The organism is Caulobacter segnis (assembly GCF_003243465.1).
Lineage (GTDB): Bacteria > Pseudomonadota > Alphaproteobacteria > Caulobacterales > Caulobacteraceae > Caulobacter > Caulobacter segnis_A.
This window is the reverse complement of sequence record NZ_QFQZ01000021.1, coordinates 22,645-43,712: the sequence shown is the minus strand read 5'-3', so window position 1 is coordinate 43,712 and position 21,068 is coordinate 22,645. Positions and strand designations below refer to the sequence as shown.

At 66.8% G+C, this 21,068-nt stretch carries 14 protein-coding genes; 6 read left to right on the top strand and 8 right to left on the bottom strand.

From position 1 onward, the window contains the following. Nucleotides 1-10: 10 nt before the first annotated feature. The gene (locus DI526_RS09030; RefSeq protein WP_304276714.1) at nucleotides 11-3,280 is read left to right on the top strand and encodes an amidohydrolase family protein; all 3,270 of its coding nucleotides are present in this window, start codon (nucleotides 11-13) and stop codon (nucleotides 3,278-3,280) included. A 148-nt stretch (nucleotides 3,281-3,428) separates the two neighbouring features. On the opposite strand, the gene DI526_RS09025 is transcribed toward DI526_RS09030, so the two are convergent. Further along, on the bottom strand, nucleotides 3,429-4,703 hold the full coding sequence (locus tag DI526_RS09025; RefSeq protein WP_304276713.1) for an aminotransferase class III-fold pyridoxal phosphate-dependent enzyme: 1,275 nt from the start codon (nucleotides 4,701-4,703) through the stop codon (nucleotides 3,429-3,431). Between the two features lie 81 nt (nucleotides 4,704-4,784). Between DI526_RS09025 and DI526_RS09020 the strand changes: the two genes are divergently transcribed. The 3 genes from DI526_RS09020 to DI526_RS09010 are packed head-to-tail and all read left to right on the top strand — an operon-like array spanning nucleotide 4,785 to nucleotide 7,539. After that, the gene (locus DI526_RS09020) at nucleotides 4,785-5,729 is read left to right on the top strand and encodes a carbohydrate kinase family protein (protein ID WP_304276710.1); all 945 of its coding nucleotides are present in this window, start codon (nucleotides 4,785-4,787) and stop codon (nucleotides 5,727-5,729) included. Further along, complete coding sequence (locus tag DI526_RS09015; RefSeq protein WP_304276707.1) at nucleotides 5,729-6,379, top strand: class II aldolase/adducin family protein; 651 nt, start codon at nucleotides 5,729-5,731, stop codon at nucleotides 6,377-6,379. Before DI526_RS09020 ends, DI526_RS09015 begins: the two co-directional genes overlap by 1 nt. Next, nucleotides 6,376-7,539 carry an MFS transporter gene (locus DI526_RS09010; protein WP_304276706.1) on the top strand — a complete coding sequence of 388 codons (1,164 nt, stop codon included), beginning with the start codon at nucleotides 6,376-6,378 and terminating at the stop codon, nucleotides 7,537-7,539. Before DI526_RS09015 ends, DI526_RS09010 begins: the two co-directional genes overlap by 4 nt. Here DI526_RS09010 and DI526_RS09005 read toward each other — a convergent pair. The 6 genes from DI526_RS09005 to DI526_RS08980 all read right to left on the bottom strand — a co-directional run bounded on the left by DI526_RS09005 (nucleotide 7,508) and on the right by DI526_RS08980 (nucleotide 16,136). Further along, nucleotides 7,508-8,200, bottom strand: coding sequence for a TetR/AcrR family transcriptional regulator (locus DI526_RS09005; RefSeq protein WP_304276704.1), 693 nt, complete (start codon nucleotides 8,198-8,200; stop codon nucleotides 7,508-7,510). The genes DI526_RS09010 and DI526_RS09005 overlap by 32 nt on opposite strands. 43 nt (nucleotides 8,201-8,243) lie before the next feature. Continuing rightward, on the bottom strand, nucleotides 8,244-10,502 hold the full coding sequence (locus DI526_RS09000) for a TonB-dependent receptor (protein WP_304276700.1): 2,259 nt from the start codon (nucleotides 10,500-10,502) through the stop codon (nucleotides 8,244-8,246). Nucleotides 10,503-11,226: 724 nt separating this feature from the next. Then, entirely contained in the window at nucleotides 11,227-13,551 is a 2,325-nt protein-coding gene (locus DI526_RS08995) for a xanthine dehydrogenase family protein molybdopterin-binding subunit (protein WP_304276698.1), read from the bottom strand. Continuing rightward, complete coding sequence (locus DI526_RS08990) at nucleotides 13,548-14,012, bottom strand: (2Fe-2S)-binding protein (protein ID WP_304276696.1); 465 nt, start codon at nucleotides 14,010-14,012, stop codon at nucleotides 13,548-13,550. Before DI526_RS08990 ends, DI526_RS08995 begins: the two co-directional genes overlap by 4 nt. Before the next feature lie 7 nt (nucleotides 14,013-14,019). Next, on the bottom strand, nucleotides 14,020-15,309 hold the full coding sequence (locus DI526_RS08985; protein WP_304276694.1) for a cytochrome c: 1,290 nt from the start codon (nucleotides 15,307-15,309) through the stop codon (nucleotides 14,020-14,022). A gap of 257 nt (nucleotides 15,310-15,566) precedes the next feature. Further along, nucleotides 15,567-16,136, bottom strand: coding sequence for a sigma-70 family RNA polymerase sigma factor (locus DI526_RS08980; RefSeq protein ID WP_304276692.1), 570 nt, complete (start codon nucleotides 16,134-16,136; stop codon nucleotides 15,567-15,569). A 251-nt stretch (nucleotides 16,137-16,387) separates the two neighbouring features. Between DI526_RS08980 and DI526_RS08975 the strand changes: the two genes are divergently transcribed. Continuing rightward, the gene (locus tag DI526_RS08975) at nucleotides 16,388-16,996 is read left to right on the top strand and encodes a hemerythrin domain-containing protein (RefSeq protein ID WP_304276691.1); all 609 of its coding nucleotides are present in this window, start codon (nucleotides 16,388-16,390) and stop codon (nucleotides 16,994-16,996) included. A 5-nt stretch (nucleotides 16,997-17,001) separates the two neighbouring features. Next, nucleotides 17,002-18,216, top strand: a complete 1,215-nt coding sequence (locus DI526_RS08970) for an FAD-binding oxidoreductase (RefSeq protein WP_304276689.1) — start codon at nucleotides 17,002-17,004, stop codon at nucleotides 18,214-18,216. A 65-nt stretch (nucleotides 18,217-18,281) separates the two neighbouring features. Here DI526_RS08970 and DI526_RS08965 read toward each other — a convergent pair whose 3' ends face one another. Further along, a complete protein-coding gene (locus DI526_RS08965; protein WP_304276687.1) occupies nucleotides 18,282-21,029 on the bottom strand; it encodes a PAS domain-containing sensor histidine kinase in 2,748 nt (915 codons plus the stop codon). Nucleotides 21,030-21,068 lie beyond the last annotated feature (39 nt).

The window sequence follows — 21,068 nt, the reverse complement described above, 5'->3', positions numbered from 1 at the left end:
GTCGAGCAAGATGCGGCGAGCTCTTCCAACCTTGAAAGCGGCTCGCCGCGCCTTGCTGGCGGCGACCTTCCTCGCCGCGCCTTTCCTGGCCGAGACGGAGGCGGCGGCTCAATTCGCCGGGCCGGGGCTCAGTCTGCTCCCGACGCGGACCCTGAACCTGTCGCTGCGCGAAGCCACCTGGATGCAGCCGGATATCTCGCCCGACGGCAAGACCATCCTGTTCAACGTCCTCGGCGACATCTACGCGGTGGATGCGCAAGGCGGTCAGGCGCGGCCGGTGCTGACCGGTCAGGCTTTCGAGACCGCGCCGGTCTATTCGCCCGACGGGCGGTCGATCGCTTTCATCAGCGATCGTTCGGGCGTCACGAACCTGTGGGTGGTCAACGCCGACGGGACCAACCCGCGGCAGGTAAGCTGCGAGGACAGGCTGACCGTCTTCGCGACGCCGGCCTGGGCGCCGGATGGCTCCGCCGTCTACGTCTCGCGCATGAAGCACCCGGTTCTGGCCTTCGAGCTCTGGCGCTTTCCGTTGGATGGCTCCGGGGGCAAGGTCGTGGTCAAGGCCCAGCCGAACGGCGAGGACTGGGACAACCGGATCAACGCCATGGGCGCGGTGATCTCGCCCGACGGGCGCTACGCCTACTACGCCAAGAAACTGGGCCACACCTGGACCGAGAAGGCCCCGCCAAACTGGTCCATCGCCCGCCGCGATCTCACAACCGAGGTCGAGGATGTGATCATCCAGGGGCAGGGCGGCGCGATGAGCCCCGCCCTGTCGCACGATGGCCGGCTCATCGCCTACGCCAGCCGCTGGAAGAACCAGGACGGCCTGCGCTTGCGAGATCTCACGACCGGCCAGGACCGCTGGCTGGCCTTCCCGATCGACCGCGACGCTCAGGAGCAGGGCTATTACTACGGCCTGACGCCGCGTTTCACCTTCACCGCCGACGACAGGGCCCTGATCGCCAGTGTCGACGGCAAGCTGCGCCGGATCGACGTCACCACCGGCGCCTGGACGCCGATCCCGTTCACCGTCGACGCCAAGATCGGTCTCGGCCCGCTGACCCGCGTCAGCCAGGTCGAGGAGACGGGTCCAGTCCGCGTCCGCCTGATCCAGACCCCCACCGCCTCGCCGAACGGCCAGCGCGTCGCCTTCATCGCCCTGGGCGGGTTGTACGTCCAGGACCTCAAGCCCGGCGGCAGACCGGCCAAGGTCAAGGGCGCGCCCGACAAGGCCTTCCAGCCGCGCTGGTCGCCGGACGGCAAGACCCTGGTCTTCGTCACCTGGGATCCCCAGGCGGGCGGCGCGGTCTGGCGCGTTCCGGCCGCGGGCGGGAAGGCTGTGAAGCTGACGAACGACGGCGCCTTCTACACCGAGCCGACCTTCTCGCCGGACGGCGCGAGCGTGGTGGTCCTGAAGTCCAGCCAATACGATCGCCTGCGCCGCGCCAGCGAGGCCGCGCCGGATTGGCCGACCGACATCGTCAAGCTGCCAGCCAGCGGCGGTGCGCAGCAACTGGTGGCCCACACCTCCGCCGCTCGCCTGTTGAGCTTCGGCGCCGATCCCAGGCGTGTCCGGTTCTATTCCGGCTCCGGTGTCCAGTCGGTGGCGCTCGACGGCGCCGACGCCAAGCCCAGGACCGAGTTCGTGGGCAAGTCCCGGGCGTGGTCGCAGTACGTGGGTGTCCAGACCGCGGTCGAGGAGATCAAGCTCAGCCCGGCGGGCGACAAGGCCATCCTGCGCACGGCGTCGGAGCTCTACCTGGTCGATGTGCCACCCGCCGCCGGCGGCAAGACGCCCGAGGTCAATCTCGAGACCGCGACCACCGGGGTCGTGAAGCTGACGCGGATCGGCGCGGACTTCTTCGACTGGGCCGAGGGAGCCAAGTCCATTGTCTGGTCGGTTGGTTCGACCCTGCGCAAGATCGCCGTGGCCGATATCGACCGCAGCTCGCCCGGCGCCAGCGAGGCCAAGGCGCTGAGGGTCGCCGCGCCGGTCGAGGTTCCGCGCGACGCGCCCGAGGGGGTGCTGGTCCTGCGCGGCGCCACGGTGGCGACCATGCGCGGGGACGAGGTGATCCAGAACGCCGACGTGGTGATCTCCGGAAACCGCATCGTCTCGGTCGGTAGGGCAGGCGCGGTGCCGCTTCCGAAGGGGGCGGTGATCCGCGACGTCGCCGGCAAGGTGATTACGCCCGGCCTCATCGACGCCCACGCCCACTGGTTTGACATTCGTCGCCAGATTCAGGACCCGCAGCCTTGGTCGTTCCTGGTCAGTCTCTCGTTCGGGATCACCAGCAGCCTGGACCCCCAGACCTTCACCAACGACCAGTTCGTCTATCAGGACATGGCTGACGCCGGCCTGACCCTTGCGCCGCGCCTCTATTCGACGGGACCGGGTGTCTTCACCGCCAGCCGCATCGATAGCCAGGCCGAGGCCGAGGACGTGCTGCGCCGCTACCGGGATGAATACCGGACGCGGAACATCAAATCCTACATGGTGGGCGACCGCGCCCAGCGGCAGTACATGGTCGAGGCCGCCAAGACGCTGGGCATGATGCCGACCACCGAGGGTGCGTCGGACCTGAACCTCAACCTGACCCACGTCCTGGATGGTTTCTCGGGCAACGAACACGCCCTGCCGGTGTCGCCGCTACGCGAGGACGTGGTGCAGTTGTTCGCCCAGTCGCGCACCAGCCTGGTGCCCACCCTGAACGTGCTCTACGGCGGCGAGCCGCCGCTGTTCGACCTCATCATCACGCGCCGGCCGCAGGACGATCCGCGCCTGAAGCGCTTCATGCCGCCGGGCGTGCTGGCCGCCAAGCTGGCCGACCGTCATTGGACGCCGCCGGAGAACATGTCCTACGCCAGCTTCGCCAAGGACGCCCTGAACATTCAGCGCGCGGGCGGGGTGGTGGGTCTGGGCAGTCACAGCGAAGTGCAGGGCCTGGGCTTCGCCTGGGAGATGCAGCTTTTCGCCTCGGGCGGCGCGACCCCGCTGGAGACCATCCGGGCCGCGACCATGGGCTCGGCCGAGGCCATCGGTCGGACGCATGACGTCGGCAGTCTTGAACCCGGCAAGTTCGCCGATCTGCTGATCTTCGACGCCGATCCCCTGGCAGACATCGCCAATGTCGAGGCGCTGGGCCAGGTGATGAAGAATGGTCGGCTCTACCAGGCCGCGACGCTGGAGCAGGTCTGGCCCGAGCGCCGGGCCGCGCCCGTTCCGTGGTTCCAGGATGAGGCGCCATCAGCCGCCGCTGATCGCTCGCATCGTTAGCCGCGAAGCCACGACGCCACCGGGCGCGGACGTAGGCGCGATACGACCTCACGCTTGGCGTGAAGAGGCGAAAGGAGGGCGGCTTCAAAAAGCGGTCGGCCCTTCGTGGCCGCTTGCTCGACCCTCTTGGAGTGAAGACGTGCGGAGGTTAGCCAGTCACCGAGTGGAGGAACTCCAGCTTGGCCACGGGCTCCAGGGGGAGCGCGCCCTTGAGCAGCTTGAAGGCGTCGTCCGCCGCTTCGATGGCGTGATCGATGTCGGCGTCTTTCATGGCGCTGGTCATGAACATGTTGTGCCAAGGGTGGAAGTAGACGCCGCGCTTGAGCAGAGCGTTGTTCCAGAAATAGCCCTTCGCCCCCGTCGGGTCGTCATCGACCATGATTAGCGGCATCTGCGCCGGTCCGGTCTGACGCAGGCCGAAGCCGTGGCGGCCAGCCACCTCGTCCAGCCCGGCGCGCAGCCGCTCGCCGAGCGCGATGGTGCGTTCCAGGTAGTCGGTCTCGCGGATCAGCTTCAGCGTGGCCAGCGAGGCGGCCATCGGCGCGGCGGAGAACCAGAACGACCCGGTGGCGTAGATGGTGGCGGCCGCGAAGCGGGCGATGTCAGCGCCCATGAGGGCCGAGATCGGATGGCCGTTGGCGATCGCCTTGCCCCAGCTGGACAGGTCCGGCTTCACCCCGACCAGGGACCAGCTACAATCGCGCGCCAGACGGAAACCGGCGCGGACGTCGTCGACGATCAGCAGGGCGCCGTGCTCGTCGCAGAGCTCGCGGGCCCGCCGAGCGTATTCGGGATTGGGCAATTCCTGGTCGACGAAGGTGTCGTGCTTGATCGGCGAGGCGAAGATCGCCGCCAGATCCGAGCCGGCTTCGCGCACGGCGGCCTCCAGGCTCTCGACGTCGTTGTACTCGTAGAACAACTGGTTGGCGCGGTCCGCGGGAGTCGTCCCGTTCTTCAGCGGGGTGCACCAGGGCTGAGCGCCGTGATAGGCGCCCTTGGCCAGCACGATGGTCTTCTTCTGGGTGAAGTTGCGGGCGATCATCATAGCCATGGTCGTGGCGTCGGTGCCGTTCTTGCAGAACATGGCCCAGTCGGCGTGGCTGACCTGGGCGACCAGGGTCTCGGCCAGTTCGACCATGGCCGGGCCAGGGCCGGTCATGGTGTCGCCGCGCTTCATCTGGTCGACATAGGCCTCGTCGATGGCGGCGTGACCGTAGCCGAACAGGTTGGGGCCATAGCCGCACAGGAAGTCGACATAGCGGTTGCCGTCGGCGTCCCATAGATAGGCGCCTTTCGCCCGGTCGAAGAACTGCGGATAGTCGTCGGGCAGCAGCATGACCGACTGGTGGCCGTACATGCCGTTGGGAATTACGGCCATGGCGCGCTCGCGCAGCGCGGTGTCCTTGCTGTTGGTCCAGGTCATGTCGAGCGTCCCGCCAATAAGATAGTTTTGACTATCATAATGGCTGAGGCATAGTGGCTGTCAATGTAGGGAGAGACGGCGATGAAGACCGGCCTGGCGTGCATTGGATTGACGACCCTGGACGTGGTGGCGCGGGCCATCGACGCCTTGCCGGAGGGGGAGGGCACCACCTTGATCGAGGGGATCGCCTGCGCGCCGGCGGGGACGGCGGCGGGGGCCGCCCTGGTCGCCGCCAAGCTGGGCATGTCGGTCAAGCTGGCCTCGGCCGTGGGCGATGACCTGATCGGGCGCTTTATCCGCATGGCGCTGGACGAGGCGGGGGTTGACCTGGCCGCGCTGGAGACCCTGCCGGGCCTGCCCAGCTCGACCACCGTGCTGGCGGTCGACTCCGCGGGGCGTCGCCCGAACTTCCACGCGCTCGGGGCGGGCATGCTGGCCAAGGCTACGCCCGAAGCGCTGGAGGCGGCCTGTTCGTCGCGCTTCCTGCACTACGCCGGGATCGGCGGGGCGATGCTGGACGGCGGAGCGGGGGCGAGCCTCGTCAAGGCGGCGCGGGAGGCGGGCGCGACCGTGACCTGCGACCTGATCTCGCCCCAGGCCACGGCCATGGACGAGCTTAAGCGGCTGCTGCCGTATGTGGACTATTTCATGCCCAGCGCCGCCGAGGCCCTGTTCCTGACCGGCCAGGACGACCTGTTCGCCGCCGCGGACGTGTTTCGCACGCTGGGGGCGGGAGGCTGCATCATCAAGAACGGGGGGCAGGGCGCGATCGTCGTGCTGGACGGCGTCCGGACGACGCTGCCGGCCTATGTCATCAAGCCCGTGGATACGACCAGTTGCGGCGATTCCTACTGCGCCGGCTTCATCGCGGCGCTGGATCGCGGATGGACGCCGCTGGACGCCGCGCGCTTCGGAGCCGCCACGGCCGCGATGGTGGCCCAGGGGCTGGCGACCCTCGGCAAGCTGGAGAGTTTCGAGGCGACCGAGGCGGCCATGGGCCAGATGACGCTCGGCGAGGCCGCGTGATGGCCGCTGTGGACGAAGACGCGCTGCGCCAACGCATGGCCGAGGTCATGCGCGCGATGGACGACAAGGGCCTCAATCGCGGCACCTCGGGCAATGTCTCGGCGCGCTGCGGCGAGGCGATGCTGGTGACGCCGAGCGGCGTGCCGGCCGCCCGCCTGACCGCCGATCAGATGGTGCTGGTCCAGCCGGATGGCTCGACCGCCCCAGGATCCCTGAAGCCCTCAAGTGAATGGCGGATGCACCAAGGCTTGCTGGACCGTCGGCCGGACGTCGGCGCCGTGGTCCACTGCCACTCGCGATACGCCACCATCCTGGCCTGCGCGGGCAAGCCGATCCCGGCGATGCACTACATGGTCGCGGTCAGCGGCGGGAGCAGCGTGCCGGTCGCGCCCTACGCCACCTTCGGGTCCAGCGAACTGGCCCGGATCGTCGTGGAGACGCTGGATGGCCGCTACGCGACCCTGATGGCCAACCACGGTCAGATCGTCGCCGCCCCAAACCTGGATTTCGCCCTGGCCATCGCTGAGGAGATCGAGGAGCAGGCGGCCGTCTATTGGGGAACCCTGGCGATCGGCGGTCCCAGCCTGCTGGGCGAAGACGAGATGAACCACATCCTTCAACGCTTCCAATCCTACGGGCAGGGCCGATGAGCGCGGCCGAAGGCGTCGCCGGCGGTCATGCGCCCGCCGTGATCTCGCCGCCGCGCCGCGAGGCGGCGGTCAGCCAGGGCGTCGGCGTGGTGGCGCTGTTGATCGCTGGACTGCAGCCGGTGATCCTGGGCGCGATGGAGCGGGAAGGGCGGCTCAGCACATCGCAGATCGGTCTGGCCGCGACCGTCGAACTGATGGCCTTGGGTCTAGCCTGCGGCCTGGCGGCGGCCTTGTTGAAGCCGACCCATGTCCGGCCGAAGATCGCGCTGGCCTGCCTTCTCCACGCGGCGGCCATGTTCGTCACCACCCTGACCAGCGGTGCTGGCGTGATAGTCACCCGCGCCGCGGCCGGCGCCTGCGCCGGCGTGATGCTGTGGCTGGCCATCGGCGTGATCGCGCGCGCGTCTCATCCCGAGCGAGCCGCGGGCGTCTTTGTCACGGTGCAAACCTTCGCCCAACTGGTGCTGGCGGCGGCGCTGCCGGCGACCGTCATGCAGCACTGGGGCGTCAACGGCGCTTTGACCTGCCTGGCGGCGATCTCGCTTCTGGCCAGCCTGGCCTCTCTGGCCGGACCCGATCGGCTTGCGCCGCTGCCGAAATCCGACGAGGGCGGCCGCCTGGACGCGCGATCGATCGCGGGGCTGGCGGCCGTGTTTCTCTGGATGGCGTTCATCGTCGCCCTGTGGGTCTATCTGGAACCCCTCGCGGCCAAGGCTGGTTTATCGCCCAGGGAGGCTGGCTTGGCGGTTGCTCTGGCCCTGGGCCTGCAGGTGCTCGGCGGCGTGGCGGCGACGGCGGTCGGCGATCGCGCGCCGCCCGCGCGGGTGCTGCTCGCCTTAGGGACGGTCAACGCGCTGATCCTGGCCACGCTGTGGAGCGGTACGGGGCGGGGCCTTTTCATCACGTGCGTCGCCGCGTTCGGCTTCCTCTGGCTGTTCGCCCTGCCGTTCCAGACCCTGCTGCTGATCCGGATCGACCCGACTCGGCGCGCCTCCATGCAACTGGGCGCGGCGCAGCTGCTGGGCAGCAGCGCGGGCCCGCTGGCGGCGTCGCTGGTGGTGGGGGACGGGCCCGTTCGGGGCGCGCTGATCCTGTCGGCGGCCTGCCTGGCGCTGGCCCTGGGTCTGATCAGCGTTTTGCGGCCGAAACAGCCCGCGTGAGGTGCTGGTAGTAAAGCGCCACCATCCAGCAGATTTCCTCGTTGATCTGGTCTTCGTCCTGGTCCGGTTCTTCCAGAACCATTTCGGTGGCGGCGTACATCATCTGCGTCGTCAGCCTCGTCGCGGTCCGCAGGCGCTCCTCGCTGGCGCCGGGATTGGACGCCTTGAGAATGTCGAACAGCGTCTGGGCGACCATGTCGCGCGAGGTGGTCCGGACCTCCTGCAGCACGGGCAGGGCGCGGAGGGCCCTCAGGATCCAATCGCCGCCCGGGAACGCGCGCGTGATGGCGTTGATCTGCTTTTGCAGCTCACGGTTCTTGGCGACCGACTCCTCGATCGAGGACGCCTGGGTCCCGCCGGCCTCAAGCCAGGCCAGAACCGCCTTGTCCTGGGCGTCCATTAGCCGGTGGGCCAGCTCCTTGAGGAGCGCGTACTTGTTCGGAAAGTAGCGGTACAGGGCCGGCGGCGTCAGGCCGGCGCGCTCGCAGACCAGGTTGGTCGTCAGGCGCTCGAACCCGACCTCGGCCAGCAGTTCGCCCGCGTTGGTCAGAATGACCTCGAACGTGTCCTTGCCGCGCCGGCGCGAGGGCCGCGACTTGGTGTCGAGCGGAGGCGCGTCGGCCTTGGCGGCGGTGGTCTTGGTGGCGGTGCTTCTGGCCATGAGGTCCTGATAGCAAGATGACCGCCGCCGACCAACCGCCACGCTAGTAGTGATAGCGTAGGAAGACGCCGAGGCTGCGCGGCCGGTTCATGCTGAGCAGGTCCTCGCCCAGGCTGTCGATGTTGGAGATCGACACCACATAACTCTTGTCGAACAGGTTGCGGGCGAAGGCGCCGGCCTCAATCTTTTGGTCGGGTGAGCGCCAGCTGACCTGGGCGCCGGCGATCCAGACCGCGTCCTGCGACAGGCGCTCGGCGTTCGAGTTGTCGAAATAGACCTTCGATGAATAGTTGGCGTCGATATTAGCGACGATCGACGCCCCGTTGGCCAATGGGGCCACCCAGGCGGCGGACGTGTTGAACGTCACCTTGGGCGACTGCGGCAGGCGGTTTCCGCTGTAGTCCTGGCCCTCGCTGAAGTACTCGCCGAACTTGGCGTGCAGCAGCGAGATGCCGGCTGTCAGGGTTAGGGGCTGGATCGGCCGCGCCGTGATCTCGGCCTCGCCGCCGTAGACCTTGGAGTTGGCGGCGTTGTCCAGCACCAGCACCGTCAGGCCGTTGCGCAGGGCCTGGGCGAAGACCTGCTGGTTCTTGTAGTCGTAGTAGAAGCCCGACACGTTCAGCCGCACGCGGCGGTCGAGGAACTCGGACTTCAAGCCGACTTCGTAGGCGTCCAAAGTCTCGTTGTCGTAGGGCTCGACCTCTTCCGGCGTGGTGGCCAGACCGCCGAAGAAGCCGCCGCTCTTATAGCCGCGGTTGTAGGTGGCGTAGAGGTTGGTGTCGTCGCTCACCGCATAGCGCAGGCCCAGACGCCCGGAGAACGCCGAGAAGGTCTTCTTCTGGTCCGACGTCAGCAGGACGAACAGGCCGTCCTCGACCTGGCTGCGGTAGTTCATGTGCTTGTCGTCGGCCGACCAGCGCAGACCGACCGTGCCGGTCAGCTTGTCGGTCAGTTCGTAGTCGGCTTGGCCGAAGATCGCGTAGCCCTTGGTCTTCTGCGTATAGGGCCAACCGAACACCGCGACGCTGTTCTCAAGGCTCAAGCCGGTGGGGTTGTCGGGCGTGACGAACAGTGGGCGCAGGTCGCGCAAAGTGTCCTGCCGCGTGTTGTCCTGGACGGTCTCGTCCATGAAATAGCCGCCGAGCACCCAGTTCAAAAGGCCGGACGGGTTGTCGGATTGCAGGCGCAGCTCCTGGGTGAACTGCCGCTGGCGGGAGCGGTAGTTGATCTCCAGCATTTGGGCCGGGCTGCCGTCGGTGTTCTCCAGGTCGTTGCGGTGGGCCCACTGCCAGGCCGTCACTGAGACCAGTTGCATGCCGTTGAAGGTCCAGGTCGCCTGGTTGGACGCGCCGAACAGGTCGACCTTGTCCTTGCCCTCCAGATTGGCGTCGAGGGCGCGGCTGTTGTTGTCGGTGTCTGCATAGCCCAGCAGATCCGCGCAGGCGCCGCTGGCATAGGCGCTGGGCGCGCAGAGGCCGTTCGGACCGGTCGCGGCGGCCGTGGACGGGAACAGGGCGCGGTGCTGCGGGGCGATGGCGTCGCCCCGGTTCACGTAGCGGCTGACCTGGGTCAGCATCTCGAAATTGTCGGCCGGCGTGTAGAGCAGCGACAGGCGCCCGGCCCAGTGGTCGGCGGCGTTGACGTCGTGGCCGGTGACGCGGTTGTAGGTGTAGCCGTCGTCCTTGACCCATTGGCCGGCGGCGCGGAAGGCCAGCTTGTCGGCGACGATCGGGCCGCCGACGGCGGCTTCGACGGTCTTGGCGTTGAAGCTGGCGTATTCCACGGAAGCGTCGGCTGAGAAGCTCTGGCTCGGACGCTTGGTCGTGACGTTGATCGCGCCGCCGTTGGTGTTCCGGCCGTAGAGCGTGCCTTGCGGTCCCCGCAGCACCTCGACCTGGGCCAGGTCGTAGAAGCCGGCCATCTGCGCGAGGGGCGAGCCGATATAGACGCCGTCGACATAGACGCCGACGCCGCTGGAGGCGTTGGGATTGAAGTCGCTGAGGCCGACGCCCCGAATATAGATCTTGGGATTGGCGGCCGCGTCGTTGGCGCTGATCCGCATGCCGGGAGCAATGTTGTTGAGCGCGAGGACATTGTTGACGCCGCGCGCGGAGAGGGTGTCGGCGGTGAGGGCGGTGACCGAGACGGGCACGTCCTGCAGGTTCTCGGCGCGTTTCTGCGCGGTGACAACGATCTCTGCGATCGCGGTGTTGTCCTTTGGCAGCGCTACGGTCGATTGCGCGGCGGCGAGACCGCCGGAGATCGCCCAGACGGATACGCCCATCAGCCATGCTGACTTCATGCCTAACTCCCCATCTCACCCAGTACTGCGACTGCTCGATCAAATACGATAATAAAAACTATCTATTGGCAAGGGCGCAGGCGGTAGCGCCTGTAGGACAGTCGACCTCATGGAGGAGTGAGCAGATATCGGGCGCCTCCGTCCGCAAAGGCGCTCGACCGCGCACGGATCTGCACCCGCGCTTAGACGGCGAGGATCACGGCAAGCGGCGCGCGTTGCTAATGACATCGGCCGTTTCAGCTCGACGTTATCCGGTGCGGCTTTTGACGAGGCGCTGGATTGCGACCCGGATGCCGCAATGTAGAAACACCGCGCACTGCAACGCCGTACGCATGATATTGCTGATAATATATATTAGAAGATGAAAATCGGCGAGCCCGCGCTGTTCCCGCCATAGTCCGGACTCCACAGACGCCGCCGCAACCGTCGGCGGCGATGAGACTTCGCTGACGCCCCTCCCCGTGTGTCCCCATGGCCCTCCCCGAGCTTCCCCCGTTGGCGAGCGCCAGACTCCGGCGAGACCGCCCGCCCTACTAACGGGCGTCGCCTTCGCTTGATGTGATGGGGCGAGGCGCGCGGCTTGGCGCACGCCTCGCGGGTGTGGGAGCGCCGCTGTCCTTAGGAGGACAGGCGCTAAGCGCAGTCCCTCAATGTAATTCCGCGAAGGGACGCGAAGCTGATCGCCGGCGACGTCGGGGCGCCGCCTTCAGACCTTTGTCATGTGCTAGGCCCTGCCCCCAAGAGCCGCGAGCACGGCGGCCGGGGTGATGGGGATATGCCGCAGGCGCACACCGACGGCACGGAAGACGGCGTTGGCGATTGCGGGAGCGATAACGGTCGTCGCCGGCTCACCCAAACCAACGGGGACCTCGACACTGTCGACGAACTGGATGTCCAGCTCCGGCGTGTCGGAGATCCGCAGCGGCGTATAGGTGTCGAGGTTCAAATCCTTCACTTGGCCGTTCACAAACTCGGTGCCCTCGTGCAGGGCCATGCTGAGACCCCAGAGCGCCGCGCCTTCGGTCTGGGCCCGGGCGCCGTCCGGATCGACGATCGTTCCGGCGTCGGTGACCACAGTCAGCTTTTGGACCGTCACCACGCCGGCCTTCCGATCGACATGGACGCGGGCCACGCAGGCCACCCAGGTAGGCATGTCGCGTTCCTGGCCAAAGCTGGTGGCGAGGCCCAGGGCGGTGTCCTTGGGCAGGGGCTGGCCCCAGCCGGCGGCCTGGGCCGCGCGGCGCACGACCTCGGCCTGACGCTTGGCGCCGCCCTTGGTGCTGGCGTCGCTTCCCGCATTGGCGCCCGCGCCGGTCAACAGTTTGAGGCGCAGGGCGACTGGATCGGTCTTCAGGTGATGGGCGGCCTCGTCGATGAAGCTTTCGCTCGCCCAATTGGTCCAGCCCGGCCCCACCGATCGAAGCCAACCCGGACGGAAGGTCTCGTTGGCCAGGTCATTGTTGATGGCCCGCACCTTGTGGGCGCCCACCTCGTACCAATGGTCGGCGCCGGAAATGGCGAAGGGGTCGTAGGCCACGCCGTTCTTGCCCTTGGGCATCAGGGCTGGCGCATTGGCCAGGGTCGGCCAGCCGGCGGCGGCGTGATGCTCCTGGGCCAGGATGTTTCCCGCGCCGTCGAACGCCATGCGCACGGTCTGGACCGAAGGCGATCGCAACGAGTCGAAGCGAACGTCGTCCTCCCGGGTCAGCACCAGCTTGACCGGCTTGCCCAGCGCCTTGGCCGCCAGGGCGGCGGGCACCGCGTAGTCGCCGTTCAGTCGTCGCCCAAAGCCGCCACCCAGCATGTAGGTGCGCATGATGATCTTGGTTTCGGGACGATCCAGCGCCTTGGCCAGGGTGGGCAGGATCAGGCTCTGCCACTGGTTTCCGGTGTGGATCTCCATCACCCCGTCCTTCTCGAAGGCCAGGGCGTTCAGCGGCTCGAGCTGAAAGTGCAGCACGGTGGCGTTGGTGTAGGTCTGCTCAAGCACCGACTTGGCGGCCTTGAAAGCCGGGGCCGTGTCGGCGGTCTTGGTGTCCAGCAGCGCGCCGACATCGGGCTTGGCGATCAGACCAGCGGCGTGGTCCTGCAGGTCCTTTTCCGAAACGGTCGCGCCAGGCCCCGCCGTCCACGTCACTTTGACCAGCTCCGAGGCGCGCAGGGCCGCGGGATAGCTTTCGGCGATCACCAGCACCCAGCCCGGCACGGTGTCGGACGGATCCTCGATGGTCAGGCAGCGCAGGTAACCCTTGACCTTCTTGGCGGCGCTGTCGTTAACGGAGACTACCTTAGCCCCGTGACGCGTGGGCGGCAGCTTGGGTCGCGCGTACACCATGCCCGGGGCCTTGGCGTCGATCCCGTAGACCGCCGTGCCGTTCGTCTTGGCGGCGATGTCCAGCGCCTTGCCCGGCTTGCCGATGAGCTTGCGCTCGGCCGCCGGCTTGATCGGCAGCTTGGCCAACTCCTCGGGCGTGAATTGGCGCGCCACGCCGCCCCGCTTGACGATGTCGCCGTACGAGATCGAACGACCGCCGACATGGACCATGCCGCCGCGCGCCGTCCCGGCGGCCGGCGAGACGTTCAGCAACTTGGCGGCGGCCTCGACCAGGGCGATCCGCCCCGCCGCGCCGGCTTGGCTGAAGATCGGGAAGGTCTGCCACACCGACCAGCTGCCGCCGGTGACCATCAACCCCCACTTGGGATCGGAGTCGACGTGGACGATCCGCACCTTGTCCCAGGCGACGTCCAACTCGTCGGCGAGAATGCGGGCCAGCGCCGTGCCGACATGCTGGCCCATCTCGGCGCGGATGATGTTGACGGTGACGATCCCCTCGCCGTCGATGGCGAACCACAGGGTCGGCTCGAACCGAGCCCCTTCGCTGGCGGGGGGCGCCCCGCCGGGGACGGCCGGGTCCATCGCCGCCTCGACCAGGGCCGAAAAGCCGAAAGCCAGGCCCGCGCCCGTCGAGACGATCAGGAAATTACGGCGCGAGAAAACGTGGCCGGCCTCGCCTCCCCGCTTTTCCTTCAGGGGTGGAAGACGGCTCACGACTTGCCCCCCATCGCGGCGGCGGCCTGCTTGATCGCCGCCCGGATGCGGGCGTAGGTCATGCAGCGACACAGATTGCCGCTCATCGTCGCATCGATGTCCTGATCGGTCGGCGCGGGGAAGTCCTTGAGCATGGCCGCGGCCTGCATGATCTGGCCCGACTGGCAGTAGCCGCACTGGGGGGTCTGCAGCTCCAGCCACGCCTGCTGTACCGGATGTTGGCCGGCGGGATCCAGGCCCTCGATCGTGGTCACCTCGGCGCCTTCGACGGCGCTGACCGGCGTGATGCACGAGCGGGTCGCCCGCCCGCCGACATGGACGGTGCAGGCTCCGCACATGCCGATCCCGCAGCCGAACTTGGTGCCGGTCAGGCCGATGTCGTCGCGGATCACCCACAGCAGAGGCGTATCCTCGTCGGCGTCGATGGAGACGGCCCGACCGTTGATCGTGAACTGGGTCATGGCTGGCTCACTTTCCCTGCGCGCGGATCGCCGCGACCTTCTTCTCGAGATCCGGCCAGGCCGGCTTGTCGGTGCGGGTGGCCCGCAGATAGGCGGCCAGCTTGGCGACATCGGCGTCGCTGAACCGATTGAAGCTGGGCATCACGACCCCCGGCGCGCCGTCCTTGGCGCTGACGCCGTAGAGCACCACCCGGATCAGGTTCGTCGGATCGTCCAGATTGACGGCGCTATTGAGGGCGAGATCGGGCCGCAGCGGATTGGGTTGGCCCACGCCGTTGTAGTGACATGAGGCGCAGGCGGCGGTGTAGAGCCGCGCGGCCGAAGCGTTCTGCGGTCCCACGTTCAGGCGGTCGGCCGCCGCGGCGCGCCGCAAGGCCTGCTCCAGGGCTCCCGCGCGGCCGGCCGATCCGTCGATGTCGGCGAAATAGACCGCCAGGGCCTGGATGTCGGCGTCGGGCAACTTGATCAGCCCGTCGTGAACCACCGGCGCCATCGGTCCTGCGGCGACACCGTGATAATGGCTGACCCCCGTCCGGAGATAGGCGACCAGTTCGGCCTGGTCCCAGGGCGCGGGCGAGGGATTGGCCGCGGTCAGCGGCGGGGCGATCCAGTTGTCGATGGCGGCGCCGGCGAAGGCCTTGTCGCGCTTCTCCGCGCCCAGGAGGTTGCGCGGCGTGTGGCAGGCCCCGCAGTGGCTGATCCCTTCGGCCAGGTACGCCCCGCGGTTCCAGGCGGCGCTCTTGGCGGCGTCGGGCTCGAAGCGTCCGGGCTTGAAGAACAGCAGCTTCCAGCCGGCCTGCAGGGCGCGAATGTTGAGGGGGAATGGGACCGTATTGCGCTTGGGCGGCGAGACCACCGCCGGCCGCGTCATCATGTAGGCATAGAGGGCCGAGATGTCCGCGTCCGACAGCTTGGTGAAATGGTCGTACGGCAAGGCGGGGAAAAGGTGCGAGCCGTCGCGGGCCACGCCCTGGCGCATCGCGCGGTCGAAAGCCGCCTCGGACCAGGCGCCGATCCCGGTCTCGGGATCCGGAGTGATATTGGTCGAGTAGATCGTGCCAAAGCCGGTCTTAACCGGGTAGCCGCCAGAGAACGGCTGGCCGCCCTTGGTGGTGTGGCAGGTCGAGCAATAACCGGCCCCGGCCAAGGCCTCGCCTCGCGCCACCAGTTCCGGCGCGAAGCTCGAGGGCGCTGGCGGCGCGATCTTGCCGATTGCTGGGCGCCAGGCGAACACCCCGAAACCGACCAATCCCACGACCGCCACGACAAGCAGTCCGATAAGGATACGCTTCAGCACGAGGGGGCCTCCTGGAAATCCCGCACGGACGCGCAAACGTCATCCGATAAGGCCAGATCAGAGAGCTTGAGAGCAAACCTCGCTCCGAGCAAGGCATCCAGAATATCCGCGAGACGTTCGCAACATCGCCCGTACCGGCCCACCGCGCGCATTTATCAGCGACAAGGCCTGGTCATTCGGATGAATGTGGGCGGCTGGCGATCCATCACGACGAAACCGACACGGCGCCGTTACGCGCCGCGTGCGCGCGTTTCCCTCTAGGCCGCCAGGCGCTCCAGGGCCTGCAGCATCGACCCCATGGCTTCGTGCACTGGCAGTCCGTCGCGGTCGTAATCGCCGGTCTCGAAGATGCGGACGAGGTCGGCGCGGGCGCGGCTGACGCGGCTCTTGACCGTGCCGACGGCGACGCCGATCACCTCCGCCGCCTCTTCGTAGCTGAAGCCTCCGGCCCCGATCAGGATCAGAGCTTCGCGCTGGTTTTCGGGGAGCATCATCATCGCCTGGCGTAGGTCGTCTAGCGCGATGCTGCTGTCGAAATTGGTGTTGGCCACCAGGGTCCGCTCGGCGGTCTCCTGGTCCAGGCCGACCGAGCGCCAGCTGCGGCGCTTGTCGGAATAGAACTGGTTTCGCAGGATCATGAAGGTCCAGGCCTTCATGTTGGTGCCCATGGTGAAGCTGCCGCGGCTAGCCCAAGCCTTGGCCACGGCGTCCTGCGCCAGGTCGTCGGCGGCGGTCGCGTCGCCGCACAGCGAGCGGGCGAACGCGCGCAGGTGCGGGATCAGGGCGATCAGGTCGCGTTCGAAGGTCTTCTTGTCTTGATCGTCCATGGCGCCCTCATACGAAACACTTAAGCTTAGAACGACGCTGGACGTCTTTGGTTGCAGTCGAGCTTGACCACTTTCCGTTTTCGGTTGGCTCAATCCGTCGTGTCGGAAGCCTGACGGATCGCGTCGGCTATCCGGCCGGCGCAGCCACCCGCGAACACGGCGCAGCTTTCTACAGCGTCGCGCGTTGCCTGACGATCGAGCATGGGCTTCGAGCCGTAGCTCTCCCGCCACGACAAATGACAGGATCAGCCATGGCCAAATCGGTCAACCAGGCAACACAAGCCAAGGCAAAAGCCGACGCTGTTGGCCAGGCGCGCGCGCTCGCGCCCGAAGTGCCAGCGCGAATTGGCTCGACGCCAGCAACGAAGTTTCGCGGCAATCCCGAGATCTTCGGCCGACTCGTCGAGGATCACGACAAGCACCGCGCCCTCCTGGCTATGATCGAGGCGACCGCCCCGAACGATCCCGCCAGAAAGGCGCTGTTCGAGGAATTCGTTCGGGACGTTCACGGTCACGCCGCGGCGGAGGAGCAGGCGCTTTGGTCAACGGTGATGCGTAATCCCGAGACCACCGAATTCGCCCGACACGCGGTTGGCGACCACCACAAGCTCGACAAGCTGATGGCCGACGCCGCGGCGCGCGACATCACTTCACCGGGCTGGCTGACCCATTTCGCCACGCTGAAGGACGAGTACCTCGAGCACATTCTCGAGGAGGAGACAGAGCAGTTTCTGGAGGCCGAAAAGGTCCTGTCGGAAGCGGACCAGCGCTACATGCGGAAGGTCTTCGAGCGTCGGAAGAAGGCCGAAAAGGCCGCGGCCGTGATCGAAAAGAAGATCGCCCTGAAGCCGGTGGCATAGGCCGTATGTCGGGAGCGACCATCAAGCGGGATCTCAGGACAGGACGATCTCTCTGGGCTGACAGCCCGGGCCTGGGCGTGCCGACGCGATCGCTAAGGGACGCGATCAGCGTCGACGTCGCTATCGTCGGCGCCGGGATCAGCGGGGCGTTGATGGCCCACGAGCTTTCTCGCGATCACTCAGTCGCCGTTCTCGAGAGACGCGCCCCATTGATGGGGTCGACCCTCGCGTCGACCGCCCTGCTTCAATGGGAGATCGACCTTCCGCTGACGACGCTCTCCCAAAAGATCGGTCCAGAGAAAGCCAAGCGCGCCTACCTCCGGTCTCGCCAAGCGGTCGAGGCGCTGAAAACGATCGTGGCCGAGGAGCGCATCGTCTGCGGACTGAAGGACAAGACCTCGCTCTATCTGGCCGGGGACGCCTACGGTCATCGCGCTCTGGAGACAGAAGCGGAGGCGCGGGCCGAAATTGGATTGGATAGCCAATTCCTAAGCGGCCCGACGCTTCGCGAACGCTATGGCGTCTTGCGAACAGGCGGGATCCTTTCAGGAGGCTCGGCGAGCGCGGACCCCGCGCGACTGGCCGCCGCCCTTCTCAGGCGAGCCCACGCCCGAGGAGCGCGAATCTGGTCTCCGGTCGAGGTTATTCAGGCGGTCAGCGATCCGGACGGGGTGACCCTGCTTACGGATGCGGATCACGCGGTTCGCGCCCGATCCGTGGTGTTCTGCTGCGGCTACGAATTTCCAAAGGGCGTACCGACACCCGGCGCCAAGATCGTCTCGACCTGGGCCATGGCTTCCAAGCCGCGGCAGCGTTGTCCGACCTGGCTGAAGGACGTCTTGGTTTGGGAGGCATCCGACCCGTATCTCTACCTGCGCATGGCCAGGGACGGCCGCCTGATCGTTGGCGGCGAGGACGAGGTCTCGGCGACCGCGCACCAGGACAAGCTCAAACTAAAGCGCAAGGGCGAGACCCTCGCTCTGAAACTCGAAAAGCTGCTGCCGGACGTGTCGTTTGAACTCGAATACAGTTGGGCCGGCGCGTTTGGCGAGAGCGTTACGGGCCTGCCCAGCATCGGTCCGGTGGTGGGCATGGACCATACATGGGCCGTCATGGGCTTTGGCGGCAACGGCATCACCTATTCCGTCATCGCATCGCAGATCGTTTCGGCCGCGATCCGAGGCGAAGGCGACCCGGATGCGGATCTCTATCGAGCCTGATATCTGGCGAGCTCCCACTCGGCCTCGCGCATGCACGCAGGGACGCGAACCCAGCTTCGCCGTCGCTATCGCGGCTTGAGGATCGCCTCGATGCGAGCGGCGAGCTGGTCCACGCCGAAGGGCTTGACGATGATCTGCATGCCGGGGTCGAGAAACGCTGATTGGTCAGAGGCCTGCTCGGCATAGCCGGTCATGAAAAGGACCGGCAGATCCGGCCGGCTCTCACGCGCGATTTCCGCCAGCTGTCGGCCATTCATACCGGGCAGACCGACATCGCTGATCATCAGATCGATCTTTCGGCCGGATTGCAGGATAGGCGTCGCGTCACGTCCGCCTTCGGTTTCGACGGTTCGGTAGCCGAGCTCTTCCAGCACCTGCAGGACCAGCAGGCGAACGGAGGGATCATCTTCGATCACCAGCACCGTCTCACCGGCTCCAGGCTGCGCCTGGTGCTGAATGACGGGTTCCTGCTGGATGTCTCCCCTATGCCGCGGCAGATAAAGCCGGATCGTCGTGCCAAGCCCCTCGACGCTCTCGACCGTGACATGTCCCTTCGATTGCTGGACGAAGCCGTAGATCATTGAAAGACCAAGGCCCGTTCCCTGACCCAACGGCTTGGTGGTGAAGAAGGGGTCGAAAACCTTGGCCAGCACGTCTGGCGTCATGCCAAGACCCGTGTCGCTTACCCGCACCTCGACATACTCGCCGGGCTCCGCGAGGTCGCTGTTGGCCAGCTCGGCCGACGAAAGTTCGACATTATGGGCCGAGACGGTCAGATGCCCGCCATGTGGCATGGCGTCCCGCGCATTGATCGCGAGATTGAGGACCGCGCTCTCCAGTTGGTTTTCGTCCGCCAGCGCGGACCAAAGCTCGTCCTGAACCTCCAGGCTGAGCTGAACCTGCTCGCCTAGCGTCCGACGGAGCAGATCCGCCATCGAGCCGATCAGGCTTCCAACATCCAGCGCGCGATTGTCCAAGGTCTGGCGCCGCGAGAAGGCCAGCAGTCGGTGAGTCAGCGCGGCCGCCCTCTGCCCCGACTGCATCGCCGCGTCCAGGAATCGTTCGACATCGCCCACGCGTCCATCCGCCAGACGGCGCCGGACCATGTCGATCCCCCCCAAGATCCCGGTCAGCATATTGTTGAAGTCGTGGGCCAGCCCGCCCGTCAGCTGGCCGACGGCCTCCATCTTCTGACTTTGACGCAACTGATCCTCGAGCAGCTTACGCTGGCTCACGTCGCGCCCGACCAGATAGATGGCATCGTCTTCCGGAACAGCGGTCCAGTTGATCCACCGATAGTCGCCACCCTTGTCTCGGACCCGACAATCGAAGTCGCTCACGGCGTTGCCCGCACGTAACGCCTGCGCCGCCATTCTGGTCCGCTCAAGATCGTCGGCATGGACCAGATCGCCAATGGCCCGTCCGATCAAGTCCGCCGAGTCATAGCCGAGCAAGGTCTTCCAAGCGGGATTGATCGCCCGATAGACGCCATCGTCCCCGGCGATACTCACCAGGTCACGTGAAAGATTCCAGAGTCGATCCCGCTCTTGCGTACGAGCCTCGACGCGTTCCTCAAGGGCTTGGCTGAGCGCTCGCAAGCGCGCCTCGTCGTGCTTGGCGCTCGTGATGTCGTAAACGACGCCGATGAAATTCACCCCACCCATGGGAGCGGCCTGATACTCGCCTCGCGAGGCGAGCCACCGCTCCTCCCCCGTATCCGCGCGCCGAATGCGGAACTCTTGGAACGATGGCCCGATGTCATGCGCTCCCGCCCGCGCGCTGATCAAAGGCGGATCGTCGGGGTGAACGAGCGCGTTGATCGTCCGCACGGGAAGGCTGCTCGCCGGATGCAAGCCCAAGAGCCGGCAGAACGCCTCGGAGACGTCAGCCGTGCCGAAGCCGCTCAGATACTCAAACGATCCAACGCCCCCCGCCGTCTGGGCGATACGCAGCCGCTCCTCGAGCTTCTTCTGCTCGGTGATGTCCGCCAGAACGCCAGCGAACCGGACGGGCCTGTCGTCCTCGTCGACAAAGGTTCGCCCGCGGGCCGACACCCATCGAATATCGCCGTCCAGGACGACGCGGTAGTCACGAGCGAAGACCTCGGCCCCATGAAGCGCGCCGGCCACGGCGATCTTCAGCCTCATACGGTCGCGCGCATACACGGTGTGGAAAAAAGCGCTGGTCGGCATCCCCTCCGCCGCCTCGACGGGGTCGAGACCGCAAAGTTCAGCGAAGCGCGCATCCGCTATCAGGCGGCCATTCGCGATGTCCCACTCCCAGGCGCCCACCGCGCCGGCCACCGTCTGCGTGATGCGAAGACGTTCCTTGGCTTCAAGAAGGCGCTGTCGCGTCATTCTCAACTGCTCGCCCAAGGCCGCGTCTTGATATTCGGCGCTGACGTCGGCGTGTGTTCCGACCCGAAACGCCTCGACTCCATCTGCATCGCGGATCGTCGTGACGACAATACGATCCCAGAATTTCGCGCCGTTGCGCCGTGCGTTCAGCACATCCGCGGAGACCCGCCCCTTCCGCGCGAGCTCGGCTTCCAGCGCGGCGTAAGCCTCTGGCCCCGTATCCGGAGCGTTTAGACAGCGTCGATTGCGCCCAACGATGTCGCGAGCGTCGAGACCCGTCAGCCCCTCGAACGCGCCGTTGACGAACACGATGGGGTCGTCAGCTTGCCGAGGATCACTGACCGAAAGAGCCACGCCAAGGTCATTCAGCGCGTCGAACATCGGCCCGATCAACGCGCGAAGCGCGCTGACCTCGGCGCTCACCGAGCGCGGTTCTGATCGGGCGACGTCCATCATGACTTATCTAAACGCCAAGCTTGGCAATAGGTTCGTACG